This window comes from Streptomyces sp. NPDC031274 (assembly GCF_055570235.1).
This window is the reverse complement of sequence record NZ_JBVIHP010000026.1, coordinates 1-14,635: the sequence shown is the minus strand read 5'-3', so window position 1 is coordinate 14,635 and position 14,635 is coordinate 1. Positions and strand designations below refer to the sequence as shown.

The following is a 14,635-nucleotide window of genomic DNA, read 5'->3' as shown; positions in this document are numbered from 1 at the left end:
TCGCATGTCCGTCGCGCCCACCTCATCGCTACGCTCCGTACCCGAACCTTGGAGGTCGGGTCCGCTCGGGGAGTACGTTCCCGGCGGCGGAGGCACCTACTGGACGCGCCTGCTCCCGCTGCTCGCCGCCCTGGCGTGCGTGACCCGGCTGCCCTCCTTCCGGGGGCCGCTGTGGAGCCCGGACGAGGGCTATCTCGCCGTACAGGCGCGGATATTGGCGCACGGTGGCGAGCTCTACGAGACGGTCGTCGACCGCAAGCCGCCCCTCGTCCCCTGGCTCTACGAGGGGTCCTTCGCCCTCTTCGGCGACTCCTCGCTCCTCCCGCTGAAGGTGCTCGCCGTCACCGCGCAGCTCCTGACGGCGGTACTCCTGGCCTCGCTGGCCCGGCGGCACTGGGGGGACGGCGCGGGGCGTACGGCGGGTGTGGTGTACCTGCTGATCTCGATCGGTCTGAACCCGCAGGACGCCCAGGCGGCCACCTTCGAGATCTTCATGCTGCCGTGCACGGCGGCCGCCATGTGGTGCGCGGACCGCCGCAGATGGGGCGCCGCGGGGGCGGCGGTGGCCTGCGCGCTGCTCGCCAAGCAGACCGGGGGAGCGGTGATCGTGCCGGTGGCCTGGCTGCTGTGGCGGGACGGTGCGCCCCGTCCTTCCGTGGCCCACCTCGCGGCAGGCCTGTGCGCTCCCCTCCTCGCCGCGGCGGCCCTGACGACCCCTTCGGGCTTCGTGTTCTGGACGGTGACGGGTTCGGGCGCGTACGCCTCCTTCACGGGCTCCGAACTCCACGTACTGGGGCGGGGATTGGTGAACGCCCTGCTCCTGGCGGGGGCGTGTGCGGGGATCGTCCCGGCGGTCGTACGCGTCCTGCGCGTCGCCCGTACGGGGGCGCCGGAGCTGTGGCTGTGGCTCGCGTCCTCGGCGGCGGCGGTGCTGCTCGGCTTCCACTTCTTCGGCCACTACTACCTGCAACTCATGCCGCCACTCGCCCTGCTCGGCACGGCGGCGTTGCAGATCCTGCCGCGTGAACGGACGGCCAGGGCGATCGTCGCCACGGGGTGCTCGTGCGCGGTGTTCCTGGCCTGGGGTCTGCTGGCACCCCGCCCCGACCTCGCGCACGCGCAACGGCTCGCGGAGGTGATCGAGTCCCGTACCGCCGGGCCCGAGGACAAGGTGCTGGTGTGGGGCATACACCCGGAGACGTACTGGCTCGCCGACCGAGCCCCCGCGAGCCGCTACCTCACGGCCGGGCTGCTCACCAACTACAGCGGGGGCCGCAACGGCCCTCAGGTGGGGGAGAAGTATGCGGTCGACGGCACCTGGCCCGTCTTCCGCGAAGAGCTGCGCCGCCACCCGCCGAAGCTCGTGATCGACGACTCCCGGGGCAAGCCGTACGGCCCGGACCGGGTGCCGTCGCTGCGGCGGATCCTCACGGAGGGCTACCGGCCGGTGCTGCGGGTCGAGGGAGCGGTGGTGTACGCCCGGGTGGGCCGGGGGCGGTGAAGCTCGGCCGTTGGTCCGCGTCCGGCGCCCGGGGAGCTGGGCGGCTAGCCGTCGCGCCGCCATGTGCGCGTGACGTCTGCCAGCGCCTCGACCGTCTCCCGCGAGCGGGCGCGGTCCTCGCGGATGCGGGCGCCGAACTCGACGTGCAGGAACGGCACATCGTGCGCCGCCGCCGTCCGCCCCTGCACGTTGGTGCGGCCCGCGAGCGGGCAGGACCTCGCCCAGGCCCGGCAGACGTCGTAACCCCGCTCCCGCAGCGCGTCCGCGAGGTCGCGGCCCTCGGCGACGGCCTCCCTGCCCCGGCCCGTGGAGGCGACGACATCGTGCTTCGGCGCGGAGTCGTCATCCATCCCGTGCAGCTGCACGCCGGGGAGCCCACGGCGTACGAGTTCGGCGCAAAGCGCGTGGAAAACGCTGTCCCTGCGGTGCGCTACATCCGCCGCGTCACCGCGCCCGGCTTTGCGATGTGCTCCCGCGACGACCAGTACGCCACCGGGGGAGCGGCTCAGGAGCTCTGCGCCGAGCCGTTCCGTGTACCGGTCGGCGACGGGGTGGGGGATCTGGACCGACCAGCGGACGGGCGATTCGAGGTCGATGTAGACGCGCCCCCAGCCGCGCGGTGCCGCGCCGCCTTCGGAGCGGTCGGCGACCTCGGCGAACCGTCGGCCGCTCGCCCTGTCGGTGACCGTGCGCACCGCGAAGTCCACGTCGCTCAGGCGGCGCTCGGCCTCCGTGCGCTGGTGGTCGAGGAGGAGTGCGACGCCCGCGGCCATCGTGCGCCGGTCCTCGCGCGTGGGGTGGCGGTAGCCGCTGTCCTCGTGGAAGCCGGCGGTGTAGTCGGTGATCAGCCGTTCCAGGGCAGGGCGGCCGGAGGGCTTGTGGCCCTTGTCCGAGGGGTCCGATGTGCCCGAGGGGGCCGAGGTGTCCGAGGGGGTCGCCTCGCACTGCACGAGGCTGAGGGCGACCGCCGTCACGGCGGCGGCGACCCCGAGCTTCTTTGCGATCGTCATCAGTCGGGTGCGGGAGTACTTCATGGTCGTATAAAGATATCCCTGTGATGACACGTCCTTCCCGCAGGCATTTTGTGACCTGTGCGGCCTCCGCGTTCCTGCTCGCCGGCACCGCCACCGCCTGCGGCCCCTTCGGCGACGACGACAAGCCCGCCGCCGACGGCGGCCCCTCGTTCACCGTCGCCGCGGCGGGCGACATCCTGATCCACCCGCAACTGACCGATCAGGCCCGCAAGGACGCCAAGGCCACGGGCAAGGGCGAGAAGGGCATCGACTTCGGGCCGATGATGGCCGGGATCAAACCCGTCATCAGCAAGGCCGACCTCGGGATCTGCCACTTCGAGCCGGTGGTGGGCAAACCCGGCGGCCCCTTCCAGAGCTACCCCGACTTCCTCGTGCCGCCGCAGATCGCCACGGCGGTCAAGGACGTCGGCTACGACCAGTGCTCGACCGCGTCCAACCACACGCTCGACCACGGTCCCGCCGGAGTCACCCGCACCCTGAACACGCTCGACAAGGCGGGCCTGAGGCACACGGGGTCGGCGCGCAGCGCGGCGGAAGCGGGTAAACCGCTCATCACCGAGGTGAAGGGCGTCAAGGTCGCGCAGATAGCGTTCGCGTTCGGGTTCAACGGCCGCGAGGTCCCCAAGGGCAAGCCGTGGATCGTGAACCAGAACAAGTTCGACGCGATCGCCGCCGCCGAGAAGAAGGCGCGCGCGGCGGGCGCCGACGTCGTGATCCTCAGCATCCACTGGGGGCGTGAGAACCAGCCCAACGCCAGCTCTTCGCAGCTCAAGCTGGCCCGCAGGATCGCCCGCGAGACCGGCGTCAACCTCGTCATCGGCCACCACGCGCACGTCGTCCAGCCGATGGAGAAGGTCGACGGCACCTGGGTCGCGTACGGACTCGGCAACCAGATCGCCCGGCACGACGTGCCGAACGGGCTGACCGAAGAAGGCGCCATCGGCTGGTTCGAGTTCGTCAAGCGGGGCGGGAAGTGGGACGTCGACGCCAAGTACGTGCCGACGTTCGTCGACATCCCGCCGGACCCGGACGAGGCGGGCGCCCTGCCCAAGGACGCGGTCCAGGACCACCGGCTCCTGGACCTGGCCGCCACGCTGCGGGACGGTGACGGCCTCAGCGAGGAGCAACGCTCCCGCTACCGCCTCGCGTTCGAGCGCACCCAGGGCACGCTCCTGAACCGGGGCGCGAGCAAGGACGGCCTCGAGCCGCTGGAGGCGCTGCCCGGCAGCTGACGCGAGCTGCTGCGCCGTGGGATCCGGCGTGGCTTCCGCCGTGGGCCTCCGCCGTCGCCTCCGCCTGCATCGGCTGGCGGAGGAGTCGTGCGTCTCCTGACGTAAGGGTTGTCGGGCGATCAGCGCGAGCTAGCTCACATTTCCCATATCTCGTACATCCCTTCTGGTGTCTCGTAGGTCCAAGCACTCCGGAACGCATCACTCTGCGCTGATGCCTTCCCGTGTCACCCCCGTCCCCGCGTCACTCCAGGAGAGGAGCCTCCCTTGGCCGCTTCGCGTTCGAAGCGGCGGCACAAGGTCCGCCGAAGAACCGACATGTCCCTGCTGGGTGGCATTCGTCCGCCCATCGCTGTGCTGTCGGTTCTGCTCCTCGCCCTCGCGGGCATCACCGCCCTGACCCTCGGCCGCGCCGGCCAGGAAGCCGTACCCAAGGCGATCAAGTCGTCTCAGCAGCACTTCGCCGAGGACGGCGCCATCGCGCTGCGCGCCTCCATCGACGAGTCCGTCACCGACCTGACCCGGACCGCCGAGCTCTTCAGCGCGGGCGAGCCGGTGCCCGCCGACGCCGTCCTCGACAAGATCGGCAGCGTCTACCAGAAGTGGATGGGCACCGCGGTCGTCGAGATCTCATCGGGCAAGCTCCTCGCCGCCCGCGGTGAGAACCTGCCGCTGACCGCCATCGACCGCGGCAAGCTCGCGGACGACGACGGTCTCGCCCCGCGCATGGTGCGCATGGAGAACGGCGAGACGCGCCTGCTCTCCTTTGCCCTGCTCACCTGGAAGGGACAGCCGCAGCAGCTCCTCGTCGCCTCGGGCAGCCTGCGCTTCCCCGGCATCAGCCTCGGCAAGTTCCGCTCCATCGCCGTCGTCGGCCAGGACGGCAAGGTACTCAGCACCGACGGCATCCCCGAGCCCGAGCAGGTCCTCACCGATCTGCAGCGCGACGAGGTCAAGCAGTCCAACAAGCAGCTCACGTCCTTCGCCGCGACCGCGGCCAAGAAGACCCGCGCGCACCCGATCAAGTCCAAGGAGCCAGGCTCCGGCGGCTTCCTCGGCGTCAGCGGCCATCTCACCGGCGAGCGCTACCTCGGTGAGCGCGCCATCGGCGGTTACGCGAGCCTCGCCGGGCCCGAGGCGGGGGAGGCCACCGTGGCCACCCGGCTCGGCCTGAGCGTCGTCGCGATGGTCCCCGTCGCCGAGGACCCGACGGCCACCAGCAGTTCGGCCTTCGGCCTCTTCGCCGCGGCCGCCCTGCTGCTTATCGGCGGCGCCACCGTCTTCCTGCTCCTGCGGACCGTGCAGCGCCCGCTGATCCAGCTGTTCCTCGAAGGCCGCAGGCTGACCCGGGGCGACCTCGAACGGCCGGTCTCCGTACCGCGCCGCGGCGAGGCGGCCCGCATCGGCGCCGCCCTCGAACGGCTGCGCCGCCAGCTGCTCGGCGCTCCCGCCGACACGAATCCGGAGCCCGCACGCCGCCGCAGGTTCGGCAGCCGCACCCTGATCGGGGTCTGCGCGGTGCTCCTGCTCGCGTGGTCCGCGCCGCTCATGCTGATGCTCAACCGCGCGGGCGACACCGTCGTCGTACCCCAGCAGATGGTCAACGACCAGCGGGAACGCACCGACACCCTCACCGACCGGGTCCGCCGCGCCCTCAACGAGGGCCACGCCGACCTCACATCGGTCGCCTCCCTCATGGGTGACCGCACCGAGGCCTCCGACATGGCCAAGGTCCTTGAGAGCACCCTGAACCAGCACGGCCGCTACCAGTCCCTCTACGTGCTCGACGCGCGGGGCAAGGTCCTGGCGAAGGCGGGCGACGACCCGCGCAGCCCGTCCGGCGAGGGACCGTCGAACGAGGCCATCCGGGTCGTCGACGAGGGCGGCAAGGAGCCGGTCATCTTCGGTACCGCCGAGGTGCCGGGCCGTGAAGGAGCCGCCGTGGTCGGCGAGTTCCGTATCGAGTTCCTCAACTCGCTGCTCAAGCGTCCCGGCCTCGGTGAGGTCCGCGTGGTCGACGAGAAGCGCAAGGTGATCGGCGCCAACACCGGCTACCGCGAGTTCGAGAGCCTGCCCAACGGACGGCTCGACGCGCTCGCGGAGGGCACCGGCCAGAAGGTGGGCCTCAGCCCGCGCCCCAGTGGCGTCCTCTACCGCGGTGGTGGCGACGGGATCGAGATCGCGGCCGCGGCGCCCTTCGCGGGTGGCGGTGCCGCCGGTTCCCTGCGCTGGACCGTGCTCAGCTGGCAGCCCGCGTCGAGCCTCGCCATCCCCGAGTACAGCCTCCAGAACCGCACCGTCCTCGCCGGTCTCCTCGGCATCACCGCCGCGGCCGCCTGTCTCGGCTGGCTGCACATCGTCGTCGTACGGCCGCTGCGGCACCTCGCCGACCAGGCCGAGGCGCTCGCCGACGGGGACCGTCGCACCGTCCTCTACCCGCGCCACCACGACGAGGTCGGCGCCGTCACCCGCAGCCTGGAACTCCTGCGGCAGCAGCTGCCGACGGGCACCCAGCGCAAGCGGGACGGCGTCACGGCCGACCTCGCCGGAAGGAACTGAACCCCGTGCTCTTCCTCTACACCGTGCTCGTGGTGTGCGGCGCCATCCTGTTGGTGGCCGGAGTCGTCGAACAGCGGCGGCACTTCACCAACCTGGAGCACATTCCCTCGCGGGTCCTCGTCAACGGCATCCGCGGCAAGTCCTCCATCACCCGCCTCTGCGCGGGCGCCCTGCGGGGCGGCGGGCTCAACACGGTCGCCAAGACCACCGGTACCGCGGCCCGGTTCATCCACCCGGACGCCACCGAGGAGCCCGTCTACCGCAAGTTCGGCATCGCCAACGTCGTCGAGCAGATCGGCATCGTGCGGCGGGCCGCCGCGTACAACCCGGACGCCCTGGTCATCGAGTGCATGGCCGTCATGCCCGCGCTCCAGGAGATCAACCAGTCCAAGCTGATCCGCTCCACGATCGGCGTGCTCTGCAACGTCCGTGAGGACCACCTCGCCGAGATGGGTCCGACCCTCGACGACGTGGCGCGCTCCCTCTCGCGCTCCATGCCGGAGGGCGGGATCTGCGTCACCGCCGAGCAGGATCGTTTCGACATCCTCAAGGAAGAGGCGGACGCGCGGAACTGCGAGCTGATCTACGCGGACCCCCAGACGGTGAGCGACGACGAGCTGCGCGGTTTCAGCTGGTTCACCTTCAAGGAGAACGTGGCGATCGCGCTGAAGGTCGCCGAGCTCCTCGGCGTCGGCCGCGAGGTGGCACTCCAGGGCATGTACGACGCCCCGCCGGACCCCGGTGTCCTCTCGGTCGAGCGGTACGCCACCGAGGACGGCAAGAAGGTGCGCTTCGCCAACGTCTTCGCGGCCAACGACCCCGAGTCGACGCTGATGAACATCAACCAGCTGCTCGACCTCGGCGCCATCCACCGCCCGCTGCACGTGGTCATCAACTGCCGTCCCGACCGTGTCGAGCGCAACGGCCAGATGGGCGAGATCATCCCCGACCTCCAGCCGGAGAAGGTCTTCGTCATCGGCCACCCCGCCAAGTCCGCCATCGACGCGATCCCCGCCGAGTGGCGCGGGCGCGCCGTGGACCTCGGCGGCGACCGGCGCGACCCCGAGGAGTTCATGGCCGAGATGCTCGCGCAGCTCGGCGCCGACTCCTCGCTCGTGGCGATCGGCAACATCCACGGCCAGGGCGAGCTGCTCCTGGAGCGCCTCGCGGAACTGCCACCGGACGAGAGCGAGGAGACGGCCCCCGAGGAGCCCGCCCCGTTCTACGAGCCGCACGTCGATCCGTACCAGCACTATCCGGAGGCGTACGAGTCGCGGTACTCCACGGCCCAGCTCCAGCAGGTCCAGCTCCCGCAGACGCAGGTCCCGCAGGTCCACGTTCCCGTGCAGCGCACCCCGGACCAGCGGTACGAGGCGCACGCGCCGCACGAGCAGTACCCGCCCCAGGAGCCGCAGCCGCGTCCCCAGCCCCCCGCGCCCCGCGGCATGTTCGAGCCGCGGGTGCCGCCCGTACCGCCCGCCCAAGACGACAACCAGCAGTGGCACAGTCCAGGAGAGCCCCGTTGATTCCCTCCGTCCTCACCCCCGAGATCGCCGCGGTCGGTATCGCGCTCGGGCTGCTCTTCTCCCTGGTCTGCTATCTGACGACCAACCTCTCGCCCGGCGGCATGATCACCCCGGGCTGGCTCGCCCTGACCCTCGTCGAGGACCTCCAGCGCGCGGCCATGGTGCTCGGCGTGACCGTGCTGACCTACGTCGGCACCCTGCTGATGCAGAAGTACGTGATCCTGTACGGCAAGCGGCTCTTCGCCGCGGTCGTCCTGCTCGGCGTCACCCTCCAGGCGACCGTGATGATCGTGCTCTCGATCGAGTTCCCGCTCATGTACGCGAACCAGACCCTCGGCTTCATCGTCCCCGGCCTGATCGCCTATCAGCTGGTGCGCCAGCCCAAGGGCCCGACCCTGCTCGCCACGGGCTCGGTGACGCTCATGGCCTACGTCGTCCTCACCGCCGGGATCCTCCTCGGCTTCATGCCGTCCGCCTGATTCCCAGGAGTCATTCATGCCGCCCAAGAAGAAGCGTCCCGTCCTGCACGCGGCGACCGTGCTCGCCCTCCTCGCGGGCAGCGCGTACCTGACCGTGGAACTGCGCAAGGACGAAGAAGCCAGAGCACCCAAGGTGCAGGCCGTCACCGACACTCCCGGCGGCCTGCAGAACAGCAACGGGCAACCGGGGAGCGGGAAGCAGAAGTGGGAGCGCCTCAAGAACCCCGACCGCTCCGTCCTGCGCACCGAGGGCGGCAAGGTCATCGCCACCTTCACGGACGGCGCCCGCAGCGCGACGCTGACAGGACCCAGCCGCACCTTCACCGAGCCCGCGAACACCAAGTCCCGCGTCGTGACGAACGACTGGGTACGCCTGATGCCGGAGAACTGGCGTGAGGGCGCCGAGAAGGAGAAGTGGTTCAAGGACTGGTACAAGGAGTTCTCCGGCAGCGAGGAGGACGACATCTTCGCGATGGCCTTCCAGTACGTGGAGGGCGCACCGGTCAAGAAGGACGACGAGGGCATCGCCTACGCGGGCGACGCCAACTTCGGCCCCCTCAACCCCGACGGCAGCGCGGGCAACGACCTGCGCCTCGAACAGTCGGACTTCTTCGACTACCTCGGCATCCCGTACACGTTCCGCAACGGCACCACCATCCAGCCGGAGAAGGTACGGGCCCGCTCCATGGACTGCTCCGGCTTCGTCCGCACGGTCTTCGGCTACCGCGCCCGCTACCCCCTGATGGCCAACGACCAGGCGGGCGACGGCCTGCCCCGTACCGCCAACGGCATGGCGCGCGGCAAGGCCGGTACGGACGTCATCAAGCTCAAGGGCGTCGGCTCGGCGGACCGACCCAAGTCCATCGACGTCGTCCAACCCGGTGACCTGGTCTTCTTCAAACTGGATGCCCGGACCAAGCAGCGCCTGGACCACGTGGGGATCTTCCTCGGCCACGACGCCGACGGCCACAAGCTCTTCATCTCCAGCCGCGAAGAGGTCAACGGTCCGACGATCGGCGACAAGGGCGGCACATCGCGCCTCGACGGCAACGGCTACTACGCCTCCACCCTGCGGAGCGCGAAGCGGCTCTAGAGCATCCTCTCCAGGGCAGCCCTAGGGGCGAACCGTACGGGGGCCCGCGCACCGGGCCCCCGACTCGGCCACCCTGCCCCGCAGTTCGCGGTCGGCCGTGACGACGAGGCAGGGGCGGCCGTCGGCCTCGGCGGCCAGCTCCGCGATACGGTCGTCGCCGCTGCCGGGCGCGCTCTCGACGCGTACGCCGGGCACGGAATCCACGCCCCGCGCCGCGCCCTCGACCACGAGGACGATCTCCAGCGGCCCCGGATATCCCGGCAGGCCCTCTTCCGCGTACCCCACGAGCCCGTCCCGCAGCCGCTCCGCGGCACCGCGGCGATCACGCCACCAGCCGTCGGGTACGGACCCGACGACGTTCGCGGCGTCCACCACGACGAGAGTTCTCATACGGCAAACGTAAACTAACAAGTGGAACGTTGTGCGTACGTGGACGTGGATATGGACGTTGAAGGGGTGCCGCCGAGTCATGTCGTCGAGGCCGAGAACCGTGAGCACCGGTGTCCTTGAGAGCGCCCGCTGGCTGCTGCGCGGCCGGGACGGCCGCCTCACCGCGTACACCCGCACCGAGGACGGACTGCTGCGCTGGACGGAGAGCGCGCCCGGCGGCCCCGACTGGACGGGACCGGAGTTCTTCGAGGTGCCCGACCTGACCTACCTCACCCTGGCACAGGGAGCCGACGGCTACGTGCACTTCTTCGGCCGCAGGGAGAAGCTCGACGGCGAGGGAAAGACAGCCGTCGACATCGTGCACTCGGTCCAGTACCAGTCGGGGCGCCCCCTCATGGACTGGCGGTCCCTGGGCAACCCGCACACCAAGCTCGTAGACCGCGCGCCGCACCTCGGCGCTCCCGCAGCCGCGGTCGACGCCGCGGGCACGGTCCACGTCTTCGTACGGGACGCGGTCAACAGTGTCCGGATGCGCCGCGAGGGCAAGGGCGGCAAGTGGGAGGGCTGGAAGGACTTCAAGGTCCGCAAGGCCCTGGACGGCATCGTCGCCCTCGCCACGTCCGCGGGCCGCGTGGAGGTCCTCGCGCCCGGCGCCGAGGCGACCCTGCGCTGGGCCCAGGAGGAGCGTGGCGGTGAGCTGCTGCGCGCCGACGACGTGCCGCTCGCCCCGGTCCCCGGCTCCGGCACGGCCCTGGAGACCGCCCCCGACCGCCTCACGTACTACGCCGCAGACGCCCACGGCAGCGGCGTCCTGGCCCACCGCCTCGCGGACGGCGGCCCCGCCCTCCCGCTCGGCGGCGCCCCCGGAACCGAGGCCACGGCGGCCGTGCGGACGACCATAGACGGCCACGACTGCACGGTCCTCGCGCACCGCACGAGCACCGGGCGCCCGGCGATCGCCGCGTTCCCCACCGAGGACGAGGACGCCGGGCTGTGGTGGGCCGAGACCGGCGAACCGTGCGTCGGCGCCCCGGCGTTGGCCCTCGACGCGCACGGCCGCGTGGTCATCGCGGCGGTCGGCGCCGACGGGACGCTTCGGCTCGCCCGCCAGAAGGCGGAGAAGGGGCTCGCCCTGGAGGCGTGGACCCAGCTCTGACGCCTTTCGGGGGCACGAGAACGACGGCTGGGCCGTACGGGAGTGAATCCCGTACGGCCCAGCCGTGTTGACGTGTCGGGGCGAAGAGTTACGCCGGGACGCTCGCCACGCCCTGCGCGAGGAACCGCTTGGCGTTGACCCGCTCGCTGACACCCTCACGGTCCAGGTACGGCGTGATGCCGCCCAGGTGGAAGGGCCAGCCCGCACCGGTGATCAGGCAGAGGTCGATGTCCTGGGCCTCGGCGACGACACCCTCGTCGAGCATGAGCCCGATCTCCTGTGCCACGGCGTCGAGCACGCGGTCGCGGACCTGCTTCTCGGTCAGGACGACATCGCCCTGCTTGAGGAGAGCCGCGACCTCGGGGTCCAGCTCCGGCTTGCCGGAGTCGTAGACGTAGAAGCCGCGCTTGCCGGCCTTGACGACCGCCGCGAGGTTCGGGGAGACCGTGAAGCGCTCGGGGAAGGCGCGGTTGAGCGTCTCGGAGACGTGCAGACCGATGGCGGGACCGACCAGCTCCAGGAGCACCAGCGGCGACATCGGCAGGCCGAGCGGCTCGATGGCCTTCTCGGCCACGTCGACCGGGGTGCCCTCGTCGATGACGTTCTGGATCTCGCCCATGAAGCGGGTGAGGATGCGGTTCACGACGAACGCCGGGGCGTCCTTCACCAGGACCGCGGTCTTCTTCAGCTTCTTGGCGACACCGAAGGCCGTGGCAAGGGAGGCGTCGTCCGTCTGCTCGCCGCGCACGATCTCCAGGAGCGGGAGGATCGCGACCGGGTTGAAGAAGTGGAAGCCGACGACCCGCTCGGGGTGCTTCAGCTTCGACGCCATCTCGGAGACCGAGAGCGAGGAGGTGTTGGTGGCGAGGATGGCGTGCGCCGGAGCGACGGCTTCCACCTCGGCGAACACCTGCTGCTTGACGCCGATCTCCTCGAAGACGGCCTCGATGATGAAGTCGGCGTCGGAGAAGCCCTCGGCCTTGTCCAGGACACCGGAGACCAGGCCCTTGAGGCGGTTCGCCTTGTCCTGGTTGACGCGGCCCTTGAGGAGGAGCTTGTCGATCTCCTCGTGGACGTAGCCCACACCCTTGTCGACGCGGGCCTGGTCGATGTCGGTGAGGACGACCGGCACCTCCAGGCGGCGCAGGAAGAGCAGCGCGAGCTGCGAGGCCATCAGACCGGCGCCGACGACGCCGACCTTGGTGACCGGGCGCGCCAGGTTCTTGTCCGGAGCACCCGCCGGGCGCTTGGCGCGCTTCTGGACGAGGTTGAACGCGTAGATGCCGCTGCGCAGTTCGCCGCCCATGATGAGGTCGGCGAGCGCCTTGTCCTCGGCGTCGAAGCCCTGCTGCAGGTCGCCGTCCTTGGCGGCCTCGATGATCTCCAGGGCGCGGTAGGCGGCCGGGGCCGCACCGTGCACCTTGGAGTCCGCGATGCCGCGGCCACGCGCCACAGCGGCGTCCCAGGCCTCGCCGCGGTCGATCTCGGGGCGCTCCACCGTGAGTGAGCCGTTGAGGACGGAGGCCGTCCAGATCAGCGACTGCTCCAGGAAGTCGGCGCCCTCGAAGAGCGCGTCGGCGATGCCGAGCTCGAAGACCTGCTTGCCCTTGAGCTGGCGGTTCTGGTTCAGCGAGTTCTCGATGATGACCGAGACGGCCTTGTCGGCGCCGATCAGGTTCGGGAGCAGCGCGCAGCCGCCCCAGCCCGGTACGAGACCGAGGAAGACCTCGGGCAGCGAGAAGGCGGGAAGCGCCTTGGAGACGGTGCGGTACGAGCAGTGCAGACCGACCTCGACACCGCCGCCCATGGCAGCGCCGTTGTAGTACGCGAACGTCGGCACAGCCAGCCCGGAGAGCCGCTTGAAGACCTCGTGGCCGCCCTTGCCGATGGCCAGCGCGTCCTCGTGGCGGCCGAGGATCTCGACGCCCTTGAGGTCGGCGCCGACGGCGAAGATGAACGGCTTGCCGGTGACACCGACGCCGACGATCGTGCCCTCGGCCGCCTCCTTCTCGACCTGGTCGATGGCGGTGTTCAGGTTCGCCAGCGAGCCCGGACCGAAGGTGGTCGGCTTGGTGTGGTCGAAGCCGTTGTCGAGCGTGATGAGCGCGAAGCGCCCGGCGCCCGCGGGCAGGTCGAGGTGGCGTACGTGCGCCTGCGTGACGACCTCGTCCGGGAACAGCTCGGCCGCGCCCTTCAGAAGCTCAGTGGTGGAGCTGCTCACTTGTCGCCTCCGGCGTCCTTGTGGTTCGGGTTCTCCCAGATGACGGTGGCGCCCATGCCGAAGCCGACGCACATCGTCGTCAGGCCGTAGCGGACGTCCGGCTGCTCCTCGAACTGCCGCGCCAGCTGCGTCATCAGACGCACGCCGGAGGAGGCGAGGGGGTGGCCGTACGCGATGGCGCCGCCGTACTGGTTCACGCGCGTGTCGTCGTCCGCGATGCCGTAGTGCTCCAGGAAGGCGAGCACCTGCACGGCGAAGGCCTCATTGATCTCGAAGAGACCGATGTCGGAGATGGACAGGCCCGCCTGGGCGAGCGCCTTCTCGGTGGCCGGGATGGGCCCGTAGCCCATGACCTCGGGCTCGACACCCGCGAAGGAGTACGAGACGAGCCGCATCTTGACCGGCAGGTCGTGCTCGCGGGCGAAGTCCTCGGAGGCGATGATCGACGCCGTGGCGCCGTCGTTGAGGCCCGCGGCGTTACCGGCGGTGACGCGGCCGTGCGTACGGAACGGCGTCTTGAGGCCGGCGAGGCTCTCCAGGGTGGTGCCGGGACGCATCGGCTCGTCGGCGGTCGCCAGACCCCAACCGGTCTCGCCCGCCTCCTCGTTGGTCCGTCGTACGGAGACGGGCACCAGGTCCTGCTGGATCTTGCCGTTGGCGTACGCCTTGGCGGCCTTCTCCTGCGAGCGCACGGCGTACTCGTCGGCACGCTGCTTGGTGATGCTCGGGTAGCGGTCGTGCAGGTTCTCGGCGGTCATGCCCATGAAGAGGGCGGACTCGTCGACGAGCTTCTCGCTCACGAACCGGGGGTTCGGGTCGACGCCCTCGCCCATGGGGTGGCGGCCCATGTGCTCGACGCCACCGGCGATGACGGCGTCGTACGCACCGAACGCGATGGAGCCCGCGGTCGCCGTCACGGCGGTCAGCGCGCCCGCACACATGCGGTCGATGGAGTAGCCGGGCACGGACTGGGGCAGGCCCGCCAGGATCCCGGCGGTGCGGCCCAGCGTCAGACCCTGGTCGCCGATCTGCGTGGTCGCGGCGATGGCGACCTCGTCGATCTTGGCGGGGTCGAGGGCCGGGTTGCGGCGGAGCAGCTCCCGGATGGCCTTCACGATCAGGTCATCCGCACGGGTCTCGTGGTAGATGCCCTTCGGGCCCGCCTTGCCGAACGGGGTGCGGACGCCATCTACGAAGACGACGTCCCTGACGGTACGAGGCACGATGGCTCTCCTCCAGGGTGCGGGGCGCCTGGCGGCGCTTTTCCTCGTCCATGCTACTTGCCAGTAACTACGCGGCCAAGGGTTGGCGCGGGGTGCCTCGGGGAGGCGAAGGTCACACTCGGGTTTCGGTGGGGGGGGGTGCCCCTATGACTTTGGTCAAGGGGTTGGGGCGGGTTGGGCTTCGTAGAAGGTGCCGTCGCGGAGCATCGCGAAGAGGACGTCGG

The 14,635-nt window shown here is 70.6% G+C and carries 11 protein-coding genes; 7 read left to right on the top strand and 4 right to left on the bottom strand.

Annotation, left to right across the window (positions count from 1 at the left end; translation table 11 throughout):
- Positions 1-4 precede the first annotated feature (4 nt).
- Positions 5-1,501: an ArnT family glycosyltransferase gene (locus ACZ5CR_RS33455; RefSeq protein ID WP_468864463.1), complete on the top strand. Its 1,497-nt coding sequence runs from the start codon at positions 5-7 to the stop codon at positions 1,499-1,501.
- 44 nt (positions 1,502-1,545) lie between these two features.
- On the opposite strand, the gene ACZ5CR_RS33450 is transcribed toward ACZ5CR_RS33455, so the two are convergent.
- A complete protein-coding gene (locus ACZ5CR_RS33450) occupies positions 1,546-2,535 on the bottom strand; it encodes a hypothetical protein (protein WP_468864461.1) in 990 nt (329 codons plus the stop codon).
- A 23-nt stretch (positions 2,536-2,558) separates the two neighbouring features.
- Here ACZ5CR_RS33450 and ACZ5CR_RS33445 point away from each other — a divergent pair, with 23 nt between their 5' ends.
- From ACZ5CR_RS33445 to ACZ5CR_RS33425, 5 genes are all read left to right on the top strand, one after another.
- On the top strand, positions 2,559-3,767 hold the full coding sequence (locus tag ACZ5CR_RS33445) for a CapA family protein (protein WP_468864458.1): 1,209 nt from the start codon (positions 2,559-2,561) through the stop codon (positions 3,765-3,767).
- Between the two features lie 315 nt (positions 3,768-4,082).
- The gene (locus tag ACZ5CR_RS33440) at positions 4,083-6,323 is read left to right on the top strand and encodes a cache domain-containing protein (protein ID WP_468864664.1); all 2,241 of its coding nucleotides are present in this window, start codon (positions 4,083-4,085) and stop codon (positions 6,321-6,323) included.
- Between the two features lie 5 nt (positions 6,324-6,328).
- Positions 6,329-7,849, top strand: coding sequence for a poly-gamma-glutamate synthase PgsB (gene pgsB / locus ACZ5CR_RS33435; RefSeq protein ID WP_468864456.1), 1,521 nt, complete (start codon positions 6,329-6,331; stop codon positions 7,847-7,849).
- A complete protein-coding gene (locus ACZ5CR_RS33430; RefSeq protein WP_389901345.1) occupies positions 7,846-8,328 on the top strand; it encodes a poly-gamma-glutamate biosynthesis protein PgsC/CapC in 483 nt (160 codons plus the stop codon). Before pgsB ends, ACZ5CR_RS33430 begins: the two co-directional genes overlap by 4 nt.
- A gap of 16 nt (positions 8,329-8,344) precedes the next feature.
- Entirely contained in the window at positions 8,345-9,421 is a 1,077-nt protein-coding gene (locus ACZ5CR_RS33425) for a C40 family peptidase (RefSeq protein ID WP_468864454.1), read from the top strand.
- A 21-nt stretch (positions 9,422-9,442) separates the two neighbouring features.
- Here the strand turns inward: ACZ5CR_RS33425 and ACZ5CR_RS33420 are convergent, their stop codons facing one another.
- A complete protein-coding gene (locus tag ACZ5CR_RS33420) occupies positions 9,443-9,811 on the bottom strand; it encodes an NTP pyrophosphohydrolase (RefSeq protein WP_468864451.1) in 369 nt (122 codons plus the stop codon).
- Positions 9,812-9,911: 100 nt separating this feature from the next.
- Between ACZ5CR_RS33420 and ACZ5CR_RS33415 the strand changes: the two genes are divergently transcribed.
- A complete protein-coding gene (locus ACZ5CR_RS33415) occupies positions 9,912-10,967 on the top strand; it encodes a PLL family lectin (RefSeq protein WP_468864449.1) in 1,056 nt (351 codons plus the stop codon).
- Between the two features lie 88 nt (positions 10,968-11,055).
- Here the strand turns inward: ACZ5CR_RS33415 and ACZ5CR_RS33410 are convergent, their stop codons facing one another.
- Positions 11,056-13,188, bottom strand: coding sequence for a 3-hydroxyacyl-CoA dehydrogenase NAD-binding domain-containing protein (locus tag ACZ5CR_RS33410; RefSeq protein ID WP_468864447.1), 2,133 nt, complete (start codon positions 13,186-13,188; stop codon positions 11,056-11,058).
- Positions 13,185-14,411, bottom strand: a complete 1,227-nt coding sequence (locus ACZ5CR_RS33405; RefSeq protein WP_361842619.1) for a thiolase family protein — start codon at positions 14,409-14,411, stop codon at positions 13,185-13,187. The genes ACZ5CR_RS33410 and ACZ5CR_RS33405 overlap by 4 nt, the downstream gene beginning before the upstream one ends.
- Positions 14,412-14,635: the final 224 nt, after the last annotated feature.